This window comes from Kluyvera sp. CHPC 1.2972 (genome assembly GCF_036759925.1).
Classification (GTDB): Bacteria; Pseudomonadota; Gammaproteobacteria; order Enterobacterales; family Enterobacteriaceae; genus Kluyvera.
Genome location: NZ_JAPKIB010000003.1, coordinates 235,037 through 257,240, shown reverse-complemented (window position 1 = coordinate 257,240; position 22,204 = coordinate 235,037). Strand labels below are relative to the sequence as shown.

At 57.3% G+C, this 22,204-nt stretch carries 22 protein-coding genes; 12 read left to right on the top strand and 10 right to left on the bottom strand.

Annotation, left to right across the window (positions count from 1 at the left end; all coding sequences use genetic code 11):
- Position 1 precedes the first annotated feature (1 nt).
- A complete protein-coding gene (locus V6944_RS07240) occupies positions 2-1,939 on the top strand; it encodes a DNA topoisomerase III (protein WP_220440597.1) in 1,938 nt (645 codons plus the stop codon).
- Between the two features lie 114 nt (positions 1,940-2,053).
- Here the strand turns inward: V6944_RS07240 and gdhA are convergent, their stop codons facing one another.
- The gene (gene gdhA / locus V6944_RS07235) at positions 2,054-3,397 is read right to left on the bottom strand and encodes an NADP-specific glutamate dehydrogenase (protein WP_333498445.1); all 1,344 of its coding nucleotides are present in this window, start codon (positions 3,395-3,397) and stop codon (positions 2,054-2,056) included.
- A 235-nt stretch (positions 3,398-3,632) separates the two neighbouring features.
- Between gdhA and V6944_RS07230 the strand changes: the two genes are divergently transcribed.
- Complete coding sequence (locus V6944_RS07230; protein ID WP_333498444.1) at positions 3,633-3,902, top strand: YnjH family protein; 270 nt, start codon at positions 3,633-3,635, stop codon at positions 3,900-3,902.
- On the opposite strand, the gene V6944_RS07225 is transcribed toward V6944_RS07230, so the two are convergent.
- Positions 3,862-4,278: a pyrimidine (deoxy)nucleoside triphosphate diphosphatase gene (locus tag V6944_RS07225; protein ID WP_333498443.1), complete on the bottom strand. Its 417-nt coding sequence runs from the start codon at positions 4,276-4,278 to the stop codon at positions 3,862-3,864. The two genes, V6944_RS07230 and V6944_RS07225, sit on opposite strands and share 41 nt — an antisense overlap.
- Before the next feature lie 78 nt (positions 4,279-4,356).
- Between V6944_RS07225 and V6944_RS07220 the strand changes: the two genes are divergently transcribed.
- Both V6944_RS07220 and V6944_RS07215 read left to right on the top strand, forming a co-directional pair.
- A complete protein-coding gene (locus tag V6944_RS07220; protein WP_333498442.1) occupies positions 4,357-4,926 on the top strand; it encodes a carboxymuconolactone decarboxylase family protein in 570 nt (189 codons plus the stop codon).
- Positions 4,916-5,548 (top strand): CDP-alcohol phosphatidyltransferase family protein, encoded by a 633-nt coding sequence (locus tag V6944_RS07215; protein ID WP_333498441.1) that lies wholly within the window; start codon positions 4,916-4,918, stop codon positions 5,546-5,548. The genes V6944_RS07220 and V6944_RS07215 overlap by 11 nt, the downstream gene beginning before the upstream one ends.
- On the opposite strand, the gene V6944_RS07210 is transcribed toward V6944_RS07215, so the two are convergent.
- From V6944_RS07210 to xthA, 7 genes are all read right to left on the bottom strand, one after another.
- Positions 5,545-6,849 (bottom strand): sulfurtransferase, encoded by a 1,305-nt coding sequence (locus V6944_RS07210; RefSeq protein WP_333498440.1) that lies wholly within the window; start codon positions 6,847-6,849, stop codon positions 5,545-5,547. The two genes, V6944_RS07215 and V6944_RS07210, sit on opposite strands and share 4 nt — an antisense overlap.
- A gap of 84 nt (positions 6,850-6,933) precedes the next feature.
- Entirely contained in the window at positions 6,934-7,566 is a 633-nt protein-coding gene (locus V6944_RS07205; protein WP_333498439.1) for an ATP-binding cassette domain-containing protein, read from the bottom strand.
- Positions 7,566-9,101, bottom strand: coding sequence for a thiamine ABC transporter permease (locus V6944_RS07200; protein ID WP_333498438.1), 1,536 nt, complete (start codon positions 9,099-9,101; stop codon positions 7,566-7,568). Before V6944_RS07200 ends, V6944_RS07205 begins: the two co-directional genes overlap by 1 nt.
- Positions 9,074-10,267, bottom strand: coding sequence for an ABC transporter substrate-binding protein (locus V6944_RS07195; protein ID WP_333498437.1), 1,194 nt, complete (start codon positions 10,265-10,267; stop codon positions 9,074-9,076). The genes V6944_RS07200 and V6944_RS07195 overlap by 28 nt, the downstream gene beginning before the upstream one ends.
- Entirely contained in the window at positions 10,267-10,968 is a 702-nt protein-coding gene (locus V6944_RS07190) for a TVP38/TMEM64 family protein (protein WP_333498436.1), read from the bottom strand. The genes V6944_RS07195 and V6944_RS07190 overlap by 1 nt, the downstream gene beginning before the upstream one ends.
- Positions 10,968-11,627: a TVP38/TMEM64 family protein gene (locus tag V6944_RS07185; RefSeq protein ID WP_333498615.1), complete on the bottom strand. Its 660-nt coding sequence runs from the start codon at positions 11,625-11,627 to the stop codon at positions 10,968-10,970. Before V6944_RS07185 ends, V6944_RS07190 begins: the two co-directional genes overlap by 1 nt.
- Positions 11,628-11,981: 354 nt before the next feature.
- The gene (gene xthA, locus V6944_RS07180) at positions 11,982-12,785 is read right to left on the bottom strand and encodes an exodeoxyribonuclease III (protein ID WP_333498435.1); all 804 of its coding nucleotides are present in this window, start codon (positions 12,783-12,785) and stop codon (positions 11,982-11,984) included.
- Between the two features lie 449 nt (positions 12,786-13,234).
- On the opposite strand from xthA, the gene V6944_RS07175 reads away from it, so the two are divergent.
- The 6 genes from V6944_RS07175 (at position 13,235) to spy (ending at position 20,094) form a co-directional block, all read left to right on the top strand.
- On the top strand, positions 13,235-14,455 hold the full coding sequence (locus tag V6944_RS07175; protein WP_333498434.1) for an aspartate aminotransferase family protein: 1,221 nt from the start codon (positions 13,235-13,237) through the stop codon (positions 14,453-14,455).
- Positions 14,452-15,483 carry an arginine N-succinyltransferase gene (astA, locus tag V6944_RS07170; RefSeq protein ID WP_333498433.1) on the top strand — a complete coding sequence of 344 codons (1,032 nt, stop codon included), beginning with the start codon at positions 14,452-14,454 and terminating at the stop codon, positions 15,481-15,483. Before V6944_RS07175 ends, astA begins: the two co-directional genes overlap by 4 nt.
- Positions 15,483-16,961, top strand: a complete 1,479-nt coding sequence (gene astD / locus V6944_RS07165) for a succinylglutamate-semialdehyde dehydrogenase (protein ID WP_333498432.1) — start codon at positions 15,483-15,485, stop codon at positions 16,959-16,961. The genes astA and astD overlap by 1 nt, the downstream gene beginning before the upstream one ends.
- Positions 16,958-18,283, top strand: a complete 1,326-nt coding sequence (gene astB, locus V6944_RS07160; RefSeq protein WP_333498431.1) for an N-succinylarginine dihydrolase — start codon at positions 16,958-16,960, stop codon at positions 18,281-18,283. The genes astD and astB overlap by 4 nt, the downstream gene beginning before the upstream one ends.
- A gap of 9 nt (positions 18,284-18,292) precedes the next feature.
- Entirely contained in the window at positions 18,293-19,270 is a 978-nt protein-coding gene (gene astE / locus V6944_RS07155; protein ID WP_333498430.1) for a succinylglutamate desuccinylase, read from the top strand.
- Positions 19,271-19,587: 317 nt separating this feature from the next.
- Entirely contained in the window at positions 19,588-20,094 is a 507-nt protein-coding gene (spy, locus tag V6944_RS07150) for an ATP-independent periplasmic protein-refolding chaperone Spy (protein WP_185665994.1), read from the top strand.
- Positions 20,095-20,193: 99 nt separating this feature from the next.
- Here the strand turns inward: spy and nadE are convergent, their stop codons facing one another.
- The gene (nadE, locus tag V6944_RS07145; RefSeq protein WP_333498429.1) at positions 20,194-21,021 is read right to left on the bottom strand and encodes an ammonia-dependent NAD(+) synthetase; all 828 of its coding nucleotides are present in this window, start codon (positions 21,019-21,021) and stop codon (positions 20,194-20,196) included.
- A gap of 228 nt (positions 21,022-21,249) precedes the next feature.
- Between nadE and osmE the strand changes: the two genes are divergently transcribed.
- The gene (gene osmE / locus V6944_RS07140) at positions 21,250-21,588 is read left to right on the top strand and encodes an osmotically-inducible lipoprotein OsmE (protein ID WP_333498428.1); all 339 of its coding nucleotides are present in this window, start codon (positions 21,250-21,252) and stop codon (positions 21,586-21,588) included.
- Positions 21,589-21,876: 288 nt separating this feature from the next.
- Positions 21,877-22,197: a PTS sugar transporter subunit IIB gene (locus tag V6944_RS07135; protein WP_035897020.1), complete on the top strand. Its 321-nt coding sequence runs from the start codon at positions 21,877-21,879 to the stop codon at positions 22,195-22,197.
- Positions 22,198-22,204: the final 7 nt, after the last annotated feature.

The window sequence follows — 22,204 nt, the reverse complement described above, 5'->3', positions numbered from 1 at the left end:
GATGCGGTTGTTCATAGCGGAAAAACCGAGCCTGGCTCGCGCCATTGCTGACGTGCTGCCGAAGCCACATCGCAAGGGCGACGGTTTTATCGAATGCGGCAACGGTCAGGTCGTGACCTGGTGTATCGGCCACCTTCTGGAGCAGGCGCAGCCTGATGTCTATGACAGCCGCTATGCGCGCTGGAATCTGCAGGACCTGCCGATTGTGCCGGAAAAGTGGCAGCTACAGCCCCGGCCATCGGTCACCAAACAGCTGAACGTCATTAAGCGCTTCCTGCATGAAGCCAGTGAAGTCATTCACGCTGGGGACCCCGATAGAGAGGGGCAACTGCTGGTGGATGAAGTGCTGGACTACTTGCAACTGTCGGCGGAAAAACGTCATCAGGTGCAGCGCTGTCTAATCAACGACCTGAACCCACAGGCGGTGGAGCGGGCGATTTCCCGTCTGCGCGCCAACAGCGAGTTTATCCCGTTATGCGTGTCGGCGCTGGCCCGCGCTCGCGCTGACTGGCTGTACGGCATCAATATGACCCGCGCTTATACCATTCTTGGGCGTAATGCGGGCTATCAGGGCGTACTCTCCGTTGGGCGCGTGCAGACCCCGGTGCTGGGGCTGGTGGTGCGCCGCGATGAAGAGATCGAGCATTTCGTTTCGAAGGATTTCTTCGAAGTGAAAGCGCACATCGTGACGCCAAAAGACGAACGCTTTACCGCCACCTGGCAGCCGAGTGAAGCCTGTGAGCCGCATCAGGATGAAGAGGGGCGTTTGCTGAACCGCGCGCTGGCCGAGCACGTGGTGAAGCGTATTGGCGGGCAGCCCGCGCTGGTCACCGCCTACAACGATAAACGCGACTCCGAACCCGCACCGTTGCCGTTTTCGCTGTCGGCCTTGCAGATTGAGGCGGCCAAACGTTTTGGCCTCAGCGCACAGAACGTGCTGGATATCTGCCAGAAGCTGTACGAAACCCATAAGCTCATCACCTATCCGCGTTCCGATAGCCGCTATCTGCCGGAAGAACATTTCGCCGGTCGACACGCGGTGATTAACGCTATTGGCGTACACGCCCCAGATTTGCTGCCGCAGCCGGTGGTGAATACCGATACCCGCAACCGCTGCTGGGACGACAAAAAGGTCGACGCTCACCACGCGATTATTCCCACGGCGCGGGCCAGCAAGGTCAATCTCACCGACAATGAAGCGAAGGTGTATAACCTCGTCGCACGTCAGTATCTGATGCAGTTCTGCCCGGATGCGGTGTATCGCAAATGCCAGATCGATCTCGATATTGCCAACGGTAAGTTTGTGGCGAAGGCGCGTTTCCTGGCAGAAGCCGGCTGGCGCACGCTGCTGGGGGCGAAAGAGCGCGACGAAGAGAACGACGGCACACCGCTGCCGGTGGTGGCTAAAGCAGATGAACTCCTGTGTGAAAACGGCGAAGTGGTAGAGCGACAAACGCAGCCGCCGCGCCATTTCACCGACGCTACGCTGTTGTCGGCAATGACCGGGATTGCCCGTTTTGTGCAGGATAAAGACCTGAAGAAGATTCTGCGTGCCACCGACGGGTTAGGTACTGAAGCGACCCGCGCCGGGATTATCGAACTGCTGTTTAAGCGCGGTTTTCTGACCAAGAAAGGGCGCTATATTCACTCAACCGACGCGGGAAAAGCGCTGTTCCATTCGCTGCCGGAGATGGCGACGCGCCCGGATATGACGGCGCACTGGGAGTCCACGTTGACGCAAATCAGCGAAAAGCAGTGCCGCTATCAGGACTTTATGCAGCCGCTGGTGGGCACGTTGTTCCAGCTTATCGAGCAGGCGCGCAGTACGCCGGTGAGACAGTTCCGTGGCTTAGCGGCGCCAGGCGGCGCGAAGAAGTCGTTCAGTAAAGGCAAAGGGAAGAGTAAGAAACCGACGGCAAGCCCGGAACAAGACGCGTAATCGCCCCGACTGCCTGATGATGTTTTCTGGAAAAATGTAGCCCGGCCGAGCGAAGCGACGCCGGGGAAAACCCGGAGTTGGCGCTAAAGCGCCTCGTCCGGGCTACCGACAAGATTAAATCACGCCCTGCGCCAGCATCGCATCGGCCACTTTCACGAAGCCTGCAATGTTCGCACCGCGAACGTAGTTGGTCTGCGCGGATTCACCGCCGTGCTCAACGCAGGCGTGGTGGATATCCAGCATGATGTGGTGCAGACGCGCATCCACTTTCTCCGCTTTCCAGCTCATACGCGCTGCGTTCTGCGCCATTTCCAGGCCAGAGGTTGCGACGCCACCGGCGTTCGCCGCTTTACCCGGTGCGAACAGTACGCCCGCTTCGAGGAACAGGTCTGTCGCTTCGATGGTGGTTGGCATGTTGGCACCTTCCGCCACGGCCTTCACGCCGTTGGCAATCAGCACCCGTGCCGCGTCAACGTCCAACTCGTTCTGGGTGGCGCACGGCAGCGCGATATCCACCGGCACGCTCCACGGCTGCTGACCTTCCAGATAGACCAGGCCAAACTCGCGCGCGTAATCGGCCACGCGGCCGTCGCGGCTGGCTTTAATTTCGCACAGACGTGCCAATTTCTCTTTGGTGAAACCGGCTTCATCAACCACGGTACCGCTGGAGTCGGAGGCGGTCACTACGCGTGCGCCAAACTCCATCGCTTTTTCGATAGCGTACTGCGCCACGTTGCCGGAACCGGAAACCGCCACGCGCATTCCTTCAAAGCCCAGACCGTGACGCTTAAGCATCGCTTCAGTGAAGTACACCAGACCGTAGCCGGTGGCTTCCGGGCGGATCAGGCTGCCGCCAAACGACAGGCCTTTGCCGGTAAACACGCAGGCGGTGTTGTTGGAGAGCTTTTTCATCATTCCGGCCATAAAGCCGACTTCACGCCCACCGACACCGATATCGCCCGCTGGGACGTCAGTGTCTGAGCCCAGATGACGATAGAGTTCGGTCATCAGCGACTGGCAGAAGCGCATGACTTCGCCTTCGCTTTTACCTTTCGGATCGAAGTCAGAACCGCCTTTACCGCCGCCCATAGGCAGGGTGGTCAGGGCGTTTTTGAAGGTCTGTTCGAAGCCGAGGAATTTGAGAATAGAGAGGTTTACAGACGGGTGGAAGCGCATTCCCCCTTTGTACGGCCCAATCGCCGAACTGAACTGCACGCGCCACGCGCGGTTAACCTGCACCTGATTGCGGTCGTCTACCCACACGACGCGGAATTGAATAACACGCTCAGGTTCAACTAATCGTTCCAGCAGAGAAAGCTGGCGATAGTGCGGGTTCTGTTCCAGAAACGGCCAGAGCGTTGTCATGACTTCACGGACAGCCTGAGCAAACTCGGTCTGGTGTGGGTCGCGTTGTTGAACATGAGCCAGGAAGGAGTCCAGGGAGCAAACCTTATCCATAAGTATAAGTACCTCTTATGATTGTGGATGTATGTAGTTGTTATGGTTGTGTTTAATAAAGTGTCGTTTTTCGACTATATCATTACCTGGCTAACGTATGACAAGTAAATTCCAGGACCAAAATAAAATTAATACTCGGGGTGGGGTCATAACTAAAAACGATGATGTAAAAAACGTAAGCTCGCCCCGAATTTGGTCGATAGTATTAAGAGACGATTTTTCAGGAGATTAAGTGATGAAAACGTTCTGGATAGCGGGCGCTCTGGCGCTGTTTTGTCATGCGGCACAGGCGCGGCCGCAGCTTGAGGTGAATGTCCCGCAGGAGGTGTTCAGCAATAGCAACACCACCCAGCGGGCACAGCCGTGCGCCCAGTGCTGTATTTATGAGAACCAGAACTACTCGGAAGGGGCGGTGATTAAGGCCGAGGGCGTACTGTTACAGTGTCAGCGTGATGAACGAACCATCAGCACGAATCCACTGGTCTGGCGTCGGGTAAAGCCATAAACGCCTCAAGCAGAGGCACATCGGCGGGGGCCAGCGCATAGCTAAAGGCCTCTTCTGGCGTGCACCACACCAGCGCGCTGTGTTCGTGGGCGATGATTTCACCGTCAAAGCGGGGCACGTGCCAGGCATGAAGGTGGATTATCCGCCCGGAGACTTCACGCTGGTGGCTGGCAACGTAACGGCCAGGCCAGGCGCGGATCGCCAACTCTTCCTGTAGTTCGCGCACTAGCGCTTCCGGCTGGCTTTCGCCCGGCTCAACTTTTCCGCCCGCGAACTCCCATAGTCCGGCCTGATCGGCATGCGGCGGGCGCTGGGCCAGCAGAATTTTGCCGTTTTGTTCGATAATGGCGGCAACAACATCAATGGTTTTCAGCATAGCGGTCAAAGAGTTGATAAAAGGAATGCCATATTATCGCTGCTTTGTTGTTAGCTAAAGCCTTGCAGGAGTCTCCGGGTGAAAAATAAACAACCCTGGGTGCAACCGCTCAGTCAGTTACCCCTCAGTCTGAAACCTATTGTTGCGATGCAACAGAAACATTACGGCAGCGTATTGAATCCCACCCGCTGGTGGGGGCGAATGCCCCGGCTCTTCTGGTTAGTGGCATTGTTCGTTGGCTATCTGGAGCGTAAAAAAGCGCGTCTGGACCCCACGCTGCGGGCGCTGTTGATGACCCGCGTTTCTCAGCAGTGCGACTGCGCATTTTGCATTGATGCCAACAGCCTGCGTCTGGCACAGCGTAGCGGGGCGATGGATAAAGTGCTGGCGCTGGGCAACTGGCAAACCTCCACGCTGTTTTCTCCTGCTGAACGTGCGGCGCTGGACTACGCTGATGCGATGACAGCTACGCCGCCGTCCATTTCCGCAGAACAGAAAGCGACGTTACAGCGTCACTTTAACGATGAGCAAATAACGGAAATGACCGCGCTGGTGGCATTCCAGAATTTGTCGGCGCGCTTTAACGCTGCGCTGGAAATCCCTTCGCAGGGGCTGTGCCACACCCCAGGAGAGCACGATGCTCGATAAACATCTTCACCCGCGCCTGAAGCCGCTGCTGAACCGCGCGGCCCAAGCACTGGACCGGCCTGGCATTTCCGCCGATGGTATTACGCTGCTGGGCTTTGCGATTGGTGTACTGGCGCTGCCGTTTCTGGCGCTGGGCTGGTACGGCGCGGCGCTGGTGGCCATCGTGGCAAATCGGTTGCTGGACGGGCTTGACGGCGCGTTGGCCAGGCGACGCGGGCTGACGGATGCCGGCGGCTTTCTCGATATCGCCCTCGATTTTCTGTTCTACGCGCTGGTGCCGTTCGGTTTTATGCTGGCAGATCCGGCGGCGAATGCCCTGGCGGGTGGCTGGTTGCTGTTTGCGTTTATGGGCACCGGCAGCAGCTTTCTGGCGTTTGCGGCGCTGGCGGCGAAGCATCAGATTGATAACCCAGGCTACGCGCACAAATCGTTTTACTACCTTGGTGGTTTAACCGAAGGCACCGAGACGATTTTGTTATTTGTATTGGGCTGCTTGTTTCCGGCGTGGTTTGCGTGGATGGCGTGGATCTTTGGCGCGCTGTGCTGGCTGACGACGTTTAATCGAGTGTGGGGAGGGTACATGACGCTGAAAAATCTCCAGCGTCATGAAGAGGCGGATTAGCGAGAACTGTCGGGGCCGCGATCGCCGGTGGAAACCGGGTTTTTAGGGTCGCTGCTCCACTCGTACCAGCCGCCGTCGTAGACGCTGACGTTCTGCCAGCCCATCGCACGGGCGTACATAAAGGTCTCCGACGCGCGCCAGCCGGTGCCGCAATAGAAGGAGACCTGCTGGGTCGGCAGAATGTTCCATGACTTCCACATTGCCGCGATATCGTCTGCGCTGCGCATGGTGCCGTCCGGGTTATGGAAATCTTCCATATGGGTGGAGTCGCTCCCCGCATGGCCCCAACGAGCGCCAGCAATCTCACCTTTTGGCTTAATGTAGCTGTAGCCGCTGGTGGTGCCGATAAATTCCGGCCACGAACGAATGCTGACCAGTGACGCATCCTGACGGTGCAGCAGGCCGCGCGCCTGTTCCATATTCAGCATTAACTGCGGTTGGGCGGGGATGGTGATGCCGAAGTCTGGTGCCGGAGTGACGTCTTTCGGCAGGCCGCGTTCCACCGGCAGACCCGCATCGGACCAGGTTTTCCAGCCGCCGTCCAGCAAACGCACATCTTTCACGCCTGCATACAGCATAATCTGCGCGACGCGCGCCGCAGCATAGACATCGCGACCGTAAAGAATAACGGTGGTGTCATGGCGGATGCCGTGTTTCGCCAGCATCGCTTTGAGCTTATCGTCAGAAACCTTATTCCACAGCGGCTCGCTTTCCACCTCGTTGGTGTCGATATAGCCTGCGTTCGGAATATGGCTGACCAGGTAAAGTTTCGGCGCGCCCCAGGCGGCTTCAATCACTTTAACGTCGCCCGCCGGTTTTGCCGGAACGTTTTTTCCCTGCTGTAAATCATGCAGCCACTGCGGGTATACCAGTTGTTCGAAGTGCGGCAGCTTTTGCAGACGGTCTGGCTGCTCCAGCGCATCGCTCAGGGTGGAGATATTGTTGAAGCCCGCTTGTTTCAGACGTTTGGCGACCGCCTCGTTGTCTTTACTGTCGCCGTAAAGTGCGATGTCGGTGGTTTTACTCAGCTGATGCTGCTGCGCCCACGCGCTAAGCTGCTCGTCGTTCATCGCGGAGAGCCAGCTGGCGGAGAGGTTTAACGCGCCCGGTTCGTGGCCCTGGGTGCCGTTGGCATGCTGAGGCCAGCCGTTGTAAAACGCGCTCATGCGCGTATCAATGGCGGTGCCATTTTGCTGCAGCAGGTGGGTCAAGGTTAAGGTTTTTGCCGTTTCGGCAGCAAAGACAGAGGAAGCGAGGCCAAGCGCAACGGCCAGCGCGGTCAGTTGAGAAACACGTTTCATCAAATCATCCGACGAGGAAAAAAGGAGCATTATTCTGAACCTCCAAAGGGGAAAATACCTTGCGTTAACGCAGTATTTCCCGCGTCAATGCCAGTTTGCTAACTGCAAACAGAGGGCGTCGGTGGGGACATCATCCGGGTCGTGAGTCACCTGCACCACGGGAATGTGCAACTGGCGGAGTTCGTCGAACACCCATTGGCGAAAACTGCCGCGCAGCGGTCCGTCGAGGCGGCTAAATGGTTCATCCAGCAGCAGCGCGTCGGGCTCTGCCAACAGCGCGCGCAGCAGCGCCACGCGGGCGCGCTGGCCACCGGAAAGGGTGGCCGGGTCACGACGATAAAAACCGTCTAACCCCGCCTGCTCCAGCGCCAGCTCAACGCGAGGCTGGCGGGTATGACGGGCAACGGTCGCGGGCAGCGCTAGCTGCAGGTTCTGACCGACGCTCATATTGTCGAACAGCAGCGCGTCCTGGAACAGCACGCCGATGCGCCGTTTCTCAGTAGGTAGTGGATCGCAGCGGCGGCCATTAAGCCACAGCTCGCCCTGTGCGCGAAAGGCGCCATCGAGCGCGCCAACCATCCACGAAAACAGCGTCGACTTTCCGCAGCCTGACGGCCCCATCAGCGTCACAATTTCGCCCGCCGCGACGGTGAAGTTAACCTCGCGCAACAGCGGCTGACCGCCGAGCGTGAGCGTCAGATTGTTGACCTGCAACATTAGCGTAATCCCCGGCGTAAATAACCGATACGGCGCGCCAGCAGCGCGGTAAGTAAAAAGAAGCCCATTGGCAGTAACAGTTGCCATAGTGCCTGGGCGGCGAGCGTCGCGGTTACGCCGCCGCTGCTCAGCGCCACGGCTTCGGTGGTGAGCGTCGGCACGCGTCCACCGCCAAGCCATTGGGTGGGCAGGTACTGGGCGATACTGACGGAAAAGCCGACCGCCAGCGCCGACAGCAGCGGGCGAACGATCAGTGGGCACTTCAGCCGTAGGAAAATGGTCCCACGCTGCCAGCCAAGCGTTTTCGCCAACAGTATCTGGCGCGAGTCAATGTTCTGCCAGGCCGGGCGAAGTACGAAAAGCATCCACGGCACCACCCACAGCAGATGTCCCCACAGCACGGTGGTGAACTGCCCGTCGAGCCAGCCATATAGTGCCAACTGATATTGCCCTGCGGCCAGCGGTAGAGCCGGTAGCAGCAGCGGCAGGTTGAGCCAGTGCTGCGTCCGGCGTGGTCCCCACTCCAGCCACAGCAAGCAGACCGACGCACCGGCCAGCGCGGACAGCAGCGCCAGCCACAGACTGTTGTTGAAGGTATCGGCATCGGGCAGAGTGGCGTGCGCTTGCAACATCAGAAACAGGGTACAGACTAATCCGCTGAGCGGCAGCAGCAGGCCGACTATTCGTCCTGGGGTTTGCGAGAAACTGGGGCGTCGTACGCCGTTCAACCTGGGCAGTCGCCGTTGCCAGAGCGACCAGAGGCCTGCGGCGGAACCGGCAAGTAGCGCCAATAACACCAGTAACAGCAGGCAGGCCAGTTCACCTTTGACCTGATCCTCCGGGGCTGCCGAATTCAGCCATTGCCAGGCCAGCACCGCCAGCGTCGGCGGGTTGCCGGGGCCGATAATCGTCGCCACGTCGACCACCGACAGCGTCCAGGCCGCGGTGGCCAGCAGCGCCACCTTGAGCGAGGGCATCAATGCCGGAAGAATAACCCGGGTCAGGCACTGCCCGCGCCCGTAGCCGAGGCTTTTAAACACCACCACCTGTTCTGCCAGCCGGCGTTCGCCGAGTAGCGCCCAGCACACCCACAGTAAAAAGCCGCTCTCTTTGACCGCCAGCACCAGACCCAGCCCGATACCGTAGCGGTCCTGAAATGGGCTGAGCATCGGCAGCAAACGGTAGAGTTCACCGCCTTCGGCAAACAACAGCAGCGCGCAGGTAGCGAAGGCCACGTGCGGTAGCGCCAGCAGCCAGGGCAGACGGGAGGCGAGCCGCTGCCAGCCCGCAGAAGGCCAGAGCGTCGCGATGACCAGTAGCGCCAGCGCCAGCGCGCCACCCACCGCGAGCAGTGTGGAGACGACCGTCGCGGTCAGCGCTTGCAGTAGTTGCGGGTCGGTGAATAGCGGTTGCCAGTTGACGAGCGAAAACGCCGATCTCAACAGCAGACCGGCGGCGGGAAGCAGGGGCAGATAGATAATCAGCATCATGCCCCAGCAGAGCAGAATCAGTGCGTACCGTAACGGCGCAGCCATTCCTGCTCCAGTGCGTTCACCCAGGCGGCATGCGGCTCAGCCAGTACTTTCGGTGCGTGTTCCGGGATAAGCGATTGCAGCGTTTTTTGCTGCCCAGCGTTCAGCTTTGCCGGATCCAGTACGCTGGGGTCGCCCCAGATGGCCGGGTCAGCCTTGCGCAACTGTGCTTCAGGGGAGAGCAGGAAGTTTGCCACCACCTGCGCCCCGGCGCTGGCGGAAGCGTTCTCCGGAATGGTCACGAAATGCACGTTGCCCAGCATGCCGCTCTGGAAACCAAAGCTGTAGCTGTCCTTCGGCAGCTCGCCTTTTGCCACTTTCTGCTTCGCGTGCATCGGGTTAAAGGTGAGGGAGAGGCGCAGTGAACCGTTGCTCAGCATAGCGTCCATTCGCGCCGGTGAAGGGGGGAAATCTTTGCCATTGCGCCACAGCAGCGGGTGCAGCGTATCAAGATAGGCCCACAGCGGCGCGGTGACGGCAGCAAAGGTCTTTGCCTCCGGTGGCTGCTTCAGCGCATCTGGCTGGGGGGTGAGGTTGATTAACAGCTGCTCAAGCAGCGCAGTGCCGGTGAAATCGGGCGGGCGCGGGTAGGTCACCGTGCCGGGATGGGCTTTGGCAAATTCGAGCAGCGCCTGCGGTGAGTCCGGCGGCTGCGGCGTTTGCTGCTGGCGAGCAATAAAGGTCAGCTGCGCGCTGCCCCATGGCGATTCTGCGCCTTCCACCGGTATCGAGAAATCTTCCCGCACCGGTTTGCTCACATCCACATAGCGCCAGTTCGGTAACTGCTCCGCCCAACCGGTACGCAGCAGGTTGGCCTCTTTCAGCGCGCGGAAATTTTCACCGTTGACCCACAACAAATCGACCGATCCGTTGGTCTTACGCCCGGCCTGCGCTTCGGTCTGAATGCGCTTTACGGTGTCTGCCGCATCGGCAATGTGTACGATGCGCAGGTTAATGGCGTAATCACGCTTCACCTCACCGCTCACCCAGTCAAGATAGTGGTTCACCGCGTCGTCGCCGCCCCAGGCGTTAAACCAGACGGTTTGTCCTTTGGCCTCGTTTTCCACCTGTTGCCAGTTTTGCGCGTAAGCCGCTAATGGACTCAGCGCCAATAGGCCTAGCCCCAGCAGCCCAGCGCGCAGGCGATGTACATCTGCGTGATAACGCATCAGAAATTCCTCTTTTGCCGTTCGTGATAGAACGTCTTAGCGACAACGATAACGATAGTCAGGGCGAACAAAATAAACAGCCCGGTGACAAACCAGAAGGTGCCACCGGTGAGCAGGCTGCCGACCCATGAATAGACGATAGTAGCGGGAAGCTGACCAATACCTGTGGCGATAAAAAAGTGGCGAAAGCGCAGCGACGTCAGCCCGGCGGCGTAGCTCACCGGGTCGAAGGGGACGAAAGGCAACAGGCGGCAGACTAAAATCGTGTGTTTACCGTAGCGTTCAAAGAAACCGTCGATGCTTTTGAGCACCATTTTTCCGGTCAGCTTTTCGACCACGCCGCGCCCCATCAGCCGGGCGATGTAGAAGCATAGCGCGGCACCGGCCATCGAGCTGGTCCACGAGAGCACCGCACCCCAGAACGCGCCGAATAGCGAAGCATTGGCGAAGGTGATAAGAAAAGCGGGCAGCGGGGCGGCAACGGCCTGAAAAATCATCAACACAAAGGAGACGGCGGCGGCCTGTGAGCCATAGGAGTGGATGAAGAGCTCGATGCCCTGTTGGTCGACGGCGAGAAACGCGGTCAGGCTGTGATTGATAAAGGCGTTCACGCTCGGCACATACCACCAGGCAAGCAGCAGCGTGATAAACGCGACGATCAGCAGCAGACGGAAAAACAGCGTGGTGCGGTGTGATGCCATCAGCGCTCCTCCTCGGACAAATCAACGCGTCTATGCCGGGCATAGCGTTTGGCCGCCTGCACAAGTGCAAACAGCGCCAGCCCGGCGAGGCTCAGTTTGAGGATAAACGCCAGCGTCAGGCCGTGTGCCGCCAGTTCACTTGCCATCAGCGTATAAATAAAAATCCCCGGCAGCGTGGTCAGCGCAGAGATCAGGGTATAGGGCCAGAAAGGGATGGCGGTCAGTCCGTAGGCATAGTTTTGGATATTGTACGGAAAGAGAGGAATGAGTCGGGTAAGAATCAAAAAGTCGATGCCGCTGCGGGCGATGCCGCGCTCAATCGCCTGAAAGGTAGCCGTGTGGCCGACATATTTCAGCAGCAGCGCGCACCCGAGCCAGCGGGCGAGCAAGAAGGAGACTGCCGAGGCAGCGGTGGCAGCAATCAGCGAGAGCAGCGTACCGAGCCATGGGCCAAAGACAATGCCGCCGACGAGCACCAGCACGCTACCGGGCAGCAGGCATACCGTAGCGAGGATAAACAGAGCGATATAGGTGACGTAGCCAAGCGTGCCGCTTTGGCGTACCTGTTCCTGCAGGTGGCGGAAGTTGGTGACCAGGTCAGCGAGGTCGAAGGTGTGGATCAGGATAGCGAATAGGCTGATGACAGCGACAATGAGCAGGAGCTTAGTGGCTGTGTGGTAGTGACTTCTTTTGCATGGGGGTCCTCCTGCCGGGAAGAAAAAGTGCGCGCGACGGTATTATAGATTAGTGGTCACTGCAAGATATTAGCGTTGGTTTATTGATTTTGCTCAGAATTTTTCATTGTAGGTTTCGGGTTGGGTGCGGGGTTCCGTTCACTTTTCGTTGGGCGGAAAATGTTGCTTCTTCGGTTTCAGAAAGACGGTTTTTTGCTGTTAGCTAAAAGACCGCACGGTTTTTAGTGGCGTCTAAATCGTCGAAGCAACCCCTGTAGCTACCGTCTTGAACGTCAAGCGGTAGCTACAATGGAAAGGGAATGTTAAAGCCAATAATAACTATTTAAACGTCGCCCACACCGGCGCATGATCTGACGGCTTCTCCATCCCACGGATCTCGTAATCAATCCCCGTCTCCACGCAGTGTGCCGCCAGCGGCTGGCTTGCCAACAGCAAATCAATACGCAGCCCACGGTTATCGTCAAACCCTTTGGAACGGTAATCAAACCACGAGAAACGATCGTTGGTGTCTGGATTGGCATTACGGAACGTATCCACCAGACCCCAGCCCAGCAGACGCTGCATCCACTCGCGCTCTTCCGGCAGGAACGAGCACTTACCGGTGCGCAGCCAGCGCTTACGGCTATCTTCGCCAATCCCGATATCGAGATCGGTCGGGCTGATGTTCATATCGCCCATAATCAGCACCGGGTTCTCTTTACTCAGACGGGTTTCCAGATAGTTCTGCAAATCCTGATAAAACTTGGTTTTGGCCGGGAATTTGGTTTCATGGTCGCGGCTCTCGCCCTGCGGGAAATAGCCGTTCATCACCGTCACGTTGCCGAAGGGTGACGGCACTTCGGCGATGATCAGACGACGCTGCGCCTCGGGATCATCGGTCGGGAAACCACGGTGCACGGCAATCGGTTCGGCTTTGGTCAGCAGTGCGACGCCATAGTGGCCTTTTTGTCCGTGGTAGAAGACGTGGTAACCGAGCTTCGCCACCTCTTCCAGAGGGAACATGTCGTCGTGAACCTTGGTCTCCTGCAGGCCAATCACATCAGGCTGATGTTTTTCAACGATGGCTTGCAGTTGATGAGGACGGGCGCGCAGGCCGTTGATATTAAAAGAGACAAATTTCATAGTGGTCGTCACTTTACCTGGTGAATTGTGACGGGATAGTAGCAGAATTTAACGTACCTCGCTGCCTTCGCCCGGCGGTATCGCCAATTTCTTTTATTACCACTGCCATGTTGCAGAGCAAAATCTGCACCAGATTGAGGCAATCTGCGCCGTAATAAGGCGTAAATCTACGATAAATTTCGCAGTTGATCACAAATCCAGAATGATATTTTGCGGATGCATAATATTTCTTAATTTCACCCTGCAATCATCGCCTGATGTCACTAATATTCACTTTTTATGCACTTGTGGTGAATAGGTTGCTTTTGTAACTTATTGATATTTCGTTATCAAACTCCGTTTATGCATTTTTACCTCTCGCTGGCACGAACCGTGCAATCTACATTTAAAGGGAAAAGCATCAATTCATTAACATAAAATAAACCATTTATTTACTTATCGAGGTCGCTATGTCTCAGTCAATCAGCCGTCAAAATTTTGATCAGTGGATGATTCCGGTTTACGCCCCAGCAGCGTTTATTCCTGTTCGCGGTGAGGGGGCCTGGCTGTGGGATCAAGAGGGCAAAGGGTATATCGATTTTGCTGGCGGTATTGCGGTGAATGCCCTGGGACATGCGCACCCGGCAATGGTCCGCGCCCTGACCGAGCAGGCGACGAAGTTCTGGCATACCGGCAACGGCTATACCAATGAACCGGCGTTGAAACTGGCGAAGCAGCTGATTGACGCCACCTTTGCTGATCGCATTTTCTTCTGTAACTCCGGGGCTGAAGCCAACGAAGCGGCGCTAAAAACGGCGCGTAAGTTCGCTCACGACCGCTTCGGTGCGCATAAAAGCGGCATTGTGGCCTTCAAAAATGCGTTCCATGGCCGCACGCTGTTTACCGTTACCGCAGGCGGACAGCCCGCTTATTCTCAGGACTTTGCGCCGCTGCCGCCGGACGTTCGTCACGGGGTTTATAACGATCTTGAATCCGCGCGCATGCTGATTGATGACAGCACCTGTGCGGTGATCGTGGAGCCGATTCAGGGCGAAGGTGGGGTTATTCCGGCGACGCTTGAGTTTTTACGTGAGCTGCGCGAGCTGTGCGATCGCCATCATGCGGTGCTGATTTTTGATGAAGTGCAGACCGGCGTGGGCCGTACCGGTGAACTGTACGCCTATATGCACTACGGCATCACGCCGGATCTGCTGACCACCGCGAAAGCGCTGGGCGGCGGCTTCCCGATTGGTGCGATGCTGGCGCGCGAAGAGATGGCGAGCGTCATGACCGTCGGTACCCACGGCACGACCTACGGCGGTAACCCGCTGGCCTGCGCGGTGGCAGGTGAAGTGCTTTCCATTATTAACACGCCAGCGGTGCTGAACGGCGTCAGACAGCGTGAGCAGTGGTTTAAAGAACGACTGCAGGCCATCAATGCTCAGTTTGGATTATTTAAAGAGATTCGCGGCATCGGCCTGTTAATTGGCTGCGCGCTGCGTGACGAATACGCCGGGAAAGCGAAGCAGATAAGCCTGCTGGCAGCGGAAGAGGGGCTGATGGTGCTGATTGCCGGGGCGAATGTGGTGCGTTTTGCCCCGGCGCTCATCGTCAAAGAAGAGGACGTGACGCTCGGTCTCAACCGTTTCGCCGCGGCCTGTGAACGTTTTGTCGCGGGAGAGTCATCATGATGATTATCCGTCCCATCGCGTCTGGCGATCTGCCCGGCTTGCTAAAACTGGCCGGAAAAACCGGTGGCGGGCTGACCTCGCTGCCGCAGGATGAACACACGCTGGCGGCGCGTATTGCGCGCTCGCAGGCGACCTGGCAGGGCACGCTGCCGCGCGGCGACCAGGGCTATGTGTTTGTGATGGAAGATACCCGCAGCGGCGACGTGGTCGGCGTGTGCGCCATCGAAGTGGCCGTTGGCATCAACGACCCCTGGTATAACTATCGGGTAGGGACGCTGGTGCATGCGTCAAAAGAGCTGAACGTCTACAACGCGCTGCCAACGCTGTTTCTGACCAACGATCACACCGGCAGCAGCGAACTGTGCTCGCTGTTTCTCGACCCGGAGTGGCGTAAAGAGAGCAACGGACACCTGCTGTCATCGTCACGTTTTTTGTTTATGGCGGCATTCCGCGACAGCTTTAACCACAAGGTGGTGGCAGAGATGCGCGGGGTGATTGACGACCACGGCTATTCACCGTTCTGGGAGAGCCTTGGTAAACGCTTTTTCTCGATGGAGTTTGCCCGCGCGGATTATCTCTGCGGCACCGGGCAGAAGGCGTTTATCGCCGAACTGATGCCAAAACATCCGATCTACACCGATTTTCTCAGCGAAGAGGCACGGGCGGTGATTGGGCAGGTGCATCCGCAAACGGCGCCCGCGCGCGCCGTGCTGGAAAAAGAGGGCTTCCGCTACCGCGACTATGTCGACATTTTTGACGGTGGCCCGACGCTGGAGTGCGATATCGACCGCGTACGGGCGGTGCGTAAAAGCCGTCTGGTGACGGTGACGGCAGGTGAACCGGCAGGGGCCGATTTACCGCTGTGCGTGGTCGCCAACGAACAGTATCAACACTACCGCGCGATGCTGGTCCATGCCGACCCGCAGGCAGATGTCCTGACCCTGAACGCCGAGCAGTCTGATGCCCTGAACTGTCACCCGGGCGACGCCGTTCGTCTGGTGCGCTTATGCCCTGAGGAGAAAAAATAATGAGCCTATGGATCAATGGTCGCTGGCTGTCCGGTCACGGCGAGGCGCGGCGCAGCACCAACCCGGTGACGGCAGAAGCGGTATGGCAGGGCAATGACGCAGATGCCGCTCAGGTTGAGCAGGCGGTTGCCGCCGCGCGTTCGGCGTTTCCCGCCTGGGCGCGGCGACCGTTCAGTGAACGTCAGACCATCGTCGAAGGGTTTGCTGCTCTGCTGGAGGCCCATAAAGCCGCGCTAACCGACACCATCGCCCGCGAAACCGGCAAGCCGCGCTGGGAAGCGGCCACTGAAGTGACGGCGATGATCAACAAAATTGCCATCTCTATTAAGGCCTACCATAGCCGTACCGGGGAGAGCCATACCGACATGGCCGACGGCGCGGCGACCTTACGCCATCGTCCGCACGGCGTGCTGGCGGTGTTTGGCCCCTATAACTTCCCTGGACATCTGCCAAACGGCCATATCGTGCCGGCGCTGCTGGCAGGCAATACGCTGGTGTTTAAGCCGAGCGAACTGACGCCTGCGTGCGGCGAGGAGGTGGTTAAACTCTGGGAGCAGGCTGGGTTACCGGCGGGCGTGCTGAATCTCGTTCAGGGCGGGCGGGAAACCGGTGAAGCGCTCAGCGCCCAGTCAGGACTTGATGGTGTGTTATTTACGGGTAGTTCGGCAACGGGGTTCCATTTGCATCGCCAGCTTGCCGGGCAACCACAGAAAATGCTGGCCCTTGAAATGGGCGGCAACAACCCGCTGATTGTCGATGACGTTGCCGATCTGGATGCCGCGGTGCACCTGACCATTCAGTCAGCGTTCGTCACCGCCGGACAGCGCTGCACTTGTGCGCGCCGCCTGCTGGTGAAGCGTGGCGCGCAGGGCGATGCGTTTCTTCAGCGGTTGGTTGAGGTGACGGGGCGCATTATGCCGGGCGCGTGGAACGCCGACCCGCAGCCGTTTATCGGCGGGCTTATCTCGCCGCTGGCCGCGGAGCGAGTCTACCAGGCCTGGCAGATGCAAGTAGAAAAAGGCGGTAAAACGCTGCTGGCACCACGGTTACTCAAGCCGGGAACGTCCCTGCTGACACCGGGGATAGTTGAGCTCAGCGAAGCGCACGACATCGCCGATGAAGAGGTCTTTGGACCGCTGCTTGGGGTGTGGCGCTACGATGATTTTGATGAGGCGATTCGTCTGGCTAACGCCACCCGCTACGGCCTCTCCTGCGGGCTTATCTCGCCAGACCGTGAAAAATTTGAGCGCCTGCTGCTGGAAGCACGCGCCGGGATCGTCAACTGGAACAAACCGCTGACGGGTGCGGCAAGCACTGCACCGTTTGGTGGCACCGGTGCTTCCGGTAACCATCGCCCCAGCGCATGGTACGCCGCGGACTACTGCGCGTGGCCAATGGCAAGCCTCGAATCACCGTTGCTGACGCTACCCGCAACGCTCAACCCTGGGCTTGATTTTCAGCATGAGGTGCCATCATGAACGCCTGGGAAGTGAACTTTGACGGCCTGCCGGGGTTAACTCACCATTACGCCGGGCTGTCGTTTGGCAATGAAGCCTCGACGAAGCATCAATATCAGGTCTCTAACCCGCAGCGCGCGGCGAAGCAGGGACTACTAAAGATGAAAGCGCTGGCGGACGCGGGATTCCCGCAAGGGGTGATCCCACCGCAGGAGCGACCCAACGTTGCGCTGCTGCGCCAGCTTGGCTTTAGCGGGCGCGACGAGCAGGTGATCGCCAAAGCGGCTGCGCAGTCGCCAGAACTGCTGAGTGCCGCCAGCTCGGCCTCGGCGATGTGGGTGGCGAACGCGGCGACGGTTTGTCCTTCGGCGGATGCGCTGGATGGCAAGGTGCACCTGACGGTGGCAAACCTGAGCAGCCTGCTGCACCGCGCCAGTGAAGCGCCGACCACTCAGGCCATTCTGGAGGGCATTTTTGCCAGTCCTGACCATTTCGTCGTGCACCGCGCGCTGCCTTCGGTGGCGGCGTTCGGGGATGAAGGGGCGGCTAACCACAACCGCCTGGGGCGCGACTACGGCCAGCCAGGGGTACAGCTGTTTGTCTATGGTCGTGACGGCGGGCAGGGCAACCAGCCGCAGCGCTATCCGGCTCGGCAAACGCGGGCAGCAAGCGAAGCGGTGGCCCGGCTGAACCAACTCAACCCGAATCAGGCGATGTTTGTGCAGCAAAATCCGCAGGTCATCGACCGTGGCGTGTTCCATAATGATGTTATCGCGGTAAGCAATCGGCAGGTGCTGTTCTGCCATGCTGAAGCCTTTGTGAACCAGTCCGCGCTGATGGGCGAACTGGCGCAGAAAGTGCCGGGGTTTATGCCGATAGAAGTGCCGTCCTCAAGGGTAACAGTGGACGATGCGGTGTCGACCTATCTGTTCAACAGCCAACTGCTCAGTAAACCCGACGGCAGCATGATGCTGGTACTGCCGGGCGAGGCGCAGGAACACCCACGGGTGTGGCGCTACCTTAACGATCTGCTGGCGCAGGATAACCCGATAGACGCACTGCGGGTGTTCGACCTGCGTGAAAGCATGGCCAACGGCGGCGGACCGGCCTGTCTGCGTCTACGTGTTGTGCTTACCGAGGCTGAACGCCAGGCGGTGAATCCGGCGGTAATGATGAACGACACGCTGTTCGCCACGCTGAATGATTGGGTCGATTGCTACTACCGGGACCGGCTAACTCAGGCCGATCTTGCTGACCCGCAGCTATTGCAAGAGGGACGAGAGGCGCTTGATCGCTTAACCCAGATACTGCGTCTGGGCTCGCTCTACCCGTTCCAGTGCTAAGGAGGCGGTATGAAACAGTTTCTGGCCTTGACGCTTGCGGGGAGGCTGCCGGAGCAGCCCGAGGGCAATACGGCGTACTTCCATTGGGAGTGGCGTGAAGCTGGCGTGCTGCAACTGACGCCGGACGAGCCCTGCTCACAGGCGCTGGTGCTGTCAGCGGGCATTCATGGCAATGAAACCGCCCCGGTGGAGATTGTCGATTATTTGCTGAAAGCGCTTTTAAACGGTGAGATTAAGCTGCGCTGGCATCTGCTGGTGGTGCTGGGTAACCCGCCAGCGCTGCGCGATAACAAGCGCTATTTGCACAGCGATATGAATCGCATGTTCGGTGCGCGCTGGCGGCATTTTCCCGTCAGTGACGAGACCATTCGTGCCGCCAGCCTTGAGCAGACCGTCACTGCGTTTTACCAGCGCTGCCCGGCTGAAGTGCGCTGGCATCTGGATTTACATACTGCTATTCGTGGCTCGCATCATCAGCGCTTTGGTGTACTGCCTGCGCGGGAATCACCGTGGGATCCGCCTTTTCTACGCTGGCTGGGCTCAGCGGGCCTGCAGGCATTGGTTTTTCATCAGTCACCCGGTGGGACCTTTACTCACTTTAGCTGCGAATATTTTGGCGCGCTGGCCTGCACCCTTGAGCTGGGGAAAGCCAAACCGTTTGGACAAAATGATTTAAACCAGTTTGCGCTGGTAATGCGGCAGCTCAGACATTTGCTGGCGGGGGAGTTTGGCGGCGGCGCTGATACGGTGCCGTTGTATTATCGTGTCGTGCAGCAGATTACCCGCCGCAGCGCCGACTTCCGGCTTTATATGTCAGCGCAGACGCTAAACTTTACCCCTTTTGCTAAGGGGACGGTGTTGGCGGAAGACGGCGATACGCGCTACGTGGTGTCATCACCCTGTGAATATGTGCTTTTTCCGAATCCTGAGGTGGCGCTGGGGCTGCGGGCGGGATTGATGCTGGAACGTTGCCCTCCAATGGATTAATTAAACTGGGCCGCACGTGGGGGCGCTGCGGCTTTGATTATTTGTGCCAGGATTTATTGCGGATTATTCTTAAGGTTGCGCTTTATTATTAATCATGGCTGCTTTATACTTCTTCAAAATCTCTTCTTAATCAAATGGTTGATTATTTTTGTTGCAACTCTCCACATTTCTTCCTTAATTTCCTCATAATTGGCACGAAATCGTTTTTTACACTTTCATTGTTTTACGCACGCTCTGATTAATTGACGATAAACCCCGTAAAGTTAATCTCGTCAACACGGCGATGCGCCGTCAGAATAACTGAAAGTAAGGATTCGATGATGAAAAAATTAACTGCTCTGTTTGTTGCCTCTACGCTGGCTCTGGGCGCGGCTAACCTGGCTCACGCTGCGGACACTACCTCGACCACCACCACCGACGCGGCGCAGCCGAACGGTACGATGATGCATCATCACAAAGGTAAAATGGGCCCACGTCATGACATGATGTTCCAGGGGCTGAACCTGACCGATGCGCAGAAACAGCAAGTTCGCGACATCATGAAAGAGGGGCGCCAGCACATGAAGCGTCCGCCGCAGGAAGAGATGCGCGAGATGCACAACCTGATTGCCAGCGACAGCTTCGACAAAGCGAAAGCTGAAGCGCAAATCAACAAGATGGAAGCACAGCATAAAGAGATGATGCTGTCTCGTCTGGAAACTCAAAACAAGATTTACAACATCTTAACGCCGGATCAGAAAAAGCAATTTAATGCCAATTTTGAGAAGCGTCTGACAGAACACAAAGCGCATGAAGGTAAAATGCCACCTGCGCCTGCTGAATAATACCTTCAGCGCACGGTCTTAAGACCGCCGGAGTTGCCCATAAACGCCATCAGGCTATGGGCAGCTCCGGCGGTTTTTTATTGCCGATAAATCAAGACATTATTTCTTCCAGAAATCGTCGAACACGGTAATCGGCGTGCGGCGTTTGTGCTCGGTCTTCAGATACCAGCCTTCGATGGTTTTGGCGATTTCCGCGGGTAGCGTTTTGCCTTCCAGATAGTCATCAATATTGTCGTAGCTGACGCCGAGTGCGGCTTCATCCGGCAGAGAAGGGCGGTCGTCCTCAAGGTCGGCGGTTGGCGCTTTCTTATAAAGGTGCTCCGGGCAACCAAGCGCGGCCAGCAGTCGTTTCCCCTGGCGTTTGTTAAGGCGGAAAATCGGGTTGATGTCGGTGCCGCCATCGCCGTACTTGGTGAAGAAGCCGGTGATGGCTTCGGCCGCATGGTCGGTACCCACGACGACGCCGTGCGTCATACCGGCGATGCTGTACTGGGCTTTCATACGTTCACGGGCTTTTTCATTGCCGCGAACAAAGTCGCTCAGTTCGATACCGGCCTCGCGCAGCGCCTGTTCGCTGGCGAGCACCGCGCCTTTGATATTGACGGTCAGTACGCGGTCGGGCTGGATAAAGGTAATCGCGTCCTGGCAGTCCTGTTCGTCGGCCTGGACACCGTAAGGCAGACGCACGGCGATAAACTGTAGTGCGCTGTCGCCGGTTTCGGCGCGCAGTTCGTTAATCGCCTGCTGGCACAGTTTGCCGGTAAGGGTAGAGTCCTGACCGCCGCTGATGCCCAGCACTAATGATTTGATAAACGGATAGGTTTTCAGATATGCCTTGAGAAAATCTACGCTGCGGCGGATCTCTTGTTGCACGTCAATCTGTGGTTTTGCGCCGAGTGCCTGAATAATGTCTTGTTGTAATGCCATTTACCCCTCCGGAATGTGTGTGCCAGCCTGAAAATCGCCTGTCGTTGGCCCATCAGAACAAAGTGTTAAAACTACCTCTTTGACGGTAAAACGACAAGGATCACCGTTTTGACTGCTGGATATTAGCCCGATTTACCGTGGGTTACGGTAATCAATGCGTTGGGTTATTTGATAAATAGCAATATTTATTCCAGGCTTAATGGACACCAACAAAAAAGGAGAGGGAAAATGAACAAGAATATAGCAGGGCTTCTGGGTGCCGCCGCGGTATTGACCATGCTGGCAGGCTGTACCGCCTACGACCGTACCGCCGATCAGTTCACGCAACCGGTGGTCAAGGATGTGAAAAAAGGGATGAGCCGCTCTCAGGTGATGCAGATTGCCGGTAAGCCATCCACTGAAATTAAGATGATTCATGCTCGCGGAACCTGCCAGACCTACATTCTGGGTCAAAGAGATGGTAAAACAGAAACCTACTTTGTGGCGCTGGATGACACCGGCCACGTCATCAACTCTGGCTACCAGACCTGCGCCGAGTACGACACGGACCCTGCTGCCAAGAAGTGATCCTCGTGCATTTATAGGATTCGTACGAAAGCCTGACCCGTGTGTCGGGCTTTTTTATGAGGAATGATGCTTATTTCTTGTCGCGAATTATTTTGAGTAAAGTGTGAAGGTAGTCAAAACGAGAGGTCAATGAGAGACAATTTTTGGGTCTTGAGAATTATCCGTACACAAATTGTTGCCGTATACTCATCCCATAAACAGAAGATAACTCATCTGTTACATACGAGGGTAGTGGGCACATGGAACATCGCCCGATGATGACAGATTTCACAAGTTGAGGAAGCGTGAATGGAAAAGAAACATATCTATCTATTTTGTTCTGCAGGCATGTCCACTTCATTACTGGTCTCCAAAATGCGAGCTCAGGCTGAGAAATACGAAGTGCCAGTTATTATTGAAGCATTCTCTGAAGCGTTCGCTGCAGAAAAAGGTCCAGAGGCAGATGTGGTTCTGCTTGGCCCGCAAATCGGTTATATGCTGAACGATATTAAAAAGATTCTGCCAAATAAGCCGGTTGAAGTTATTGACTCAACGCTCTACGGCAAGGTCGATGGTTTAGGTGTGTTAAAAGCAGCTGTTGCTGCAATTAAGAAGTCAGCTGCGCAGTAATTTTATA

Coding starts and splice junctions, on each gene's coding strand:
- V6944_RS07240 (WP_220440597.1), top strand. CDS start 2: ATGCGGTTGTTCATAGCGGAAAAACCGAGCCTGGCTCGCGCCATTGCT.
- gdhA (WP_333498445.1), bottom strand. CDS start 3,397: ATGGATAAGGTTTGCTCCCTGGACTCCTTCCTGGCTCATGTTCAACAA.
- V6944_RS07230 (WP_333498444.1), top strand. CDS start 3,633: ATGAAAACGTTCTGGATAGCGGGCGCTCTGGCGCTGTTTTGTCATGCG.
- V6944_RS07225 (WP_333498443.1), bottom strand. CDS start 4,278: ATGCTGAAAACCATTGATGTTGTTGCCGCCATTATCGAACAAAACGGC.
- V6944_RS07215 (WP_333498441.1), top strand. CDS start 4,916: ATGCTCGATAAACATCTTCACCCGCGCCTGAAGCCGCTGCTGAACCGC.
- V6944_RS07210 (WP_333498440.1), bottom strand. CDS start 6,849: ATGAAACGTGTTTCTCAACTGACCGCGCTGGCCGTTGCGCTTGGCCTC.
- V6944_RS07205 (WP_333498439.1), bottom strand. CDS start 7,566: ATGTTGCAGGTCAACAATCTGACGCTCACGCTCGGCGGTCAGCCGCTG.
- V6944_RS07200 (WP_333498438.1), bottom strand. CDS start 9,101: ATGGCTGCGCCGTTACGGTACGCACTGATTCTGCTCTGCTGGGGCATG.
- V6944_RS07195 (WP_333498437.1), bottom strand. CDS start 10,267: ATGCGTTATCACGCAGATGTACATCGCCTGCGCGCTGGGCTGCTGGGG.
- V6944_RS07190 (WP_333498436.1), bottom strand. CDS start 10,968: ATGGCATCACACCGCACCACGCTGTTTTTCCGTCTGCTGCTGATCGTC.
- xthA (WP_333498435.1), bottom strand. CDS start 12,785: ATGAAATTTGTCTCTTTTAATATCAACGGCCTGCGCGCCCGTCCTCAT.
- V6944_RS07175 (WP_333498434.1), top strand. CDS start 13,235: ATGTCTCAGTCAATCAGCCGTCAAAATTTTGATCAGTGGATGATTCCG.
- astA (WP_333498433.1), top strand. CDS start 14,452: ATGATGATTATCCGTCCCATCGCGTCTGGCGATCTGCCCGGCTTGCTA.
- astD (WP_333498432.1), top strand. CDS start 15,483: ATGAGCCTATGGATCAATGGTCGCTGGCTGTCCGGTCACGGCGAGGCG.
- astB (WP_333498431.1), top strand. CDS start 16,958: ATGAACGCCTGGGAAGTGAACTTTGACGGCCTGCCGGGGTTAACTCAC.
- astE (WP_333498430.1), top strand. CDS start 18,293: ATGAAACAGTTTCTGGCCTTGACGCTTGCGGGGAGGCTGCCGGAGCAG.
- spy (WP_185665994.1), top strand. CDS start 19,588: ATGATGAAAAAATTAACTGCTCTGTTTGTTGCCTCTACGCTGGCTCTG.
- nadE (WP_333498429.1), bottom strand. CDS start 21,021: ATGGCATTACAACAAGACATTATTCAGGCACTCGGCGCAAAACCACAG.
- osmE (WP_333498428.1), top strand. CDS start 21,250: ATGAACAAGAATATAGCAGGGCTTCTGGGTGCCGCCGCGGTATTGACC.
- V6944_RS07135 (WP_035897020.1), top strand. CDS start 21,877: ATGGAAAAGAAACATATCTATCTATTTTGTTCTGCAGGCATGTCCACT.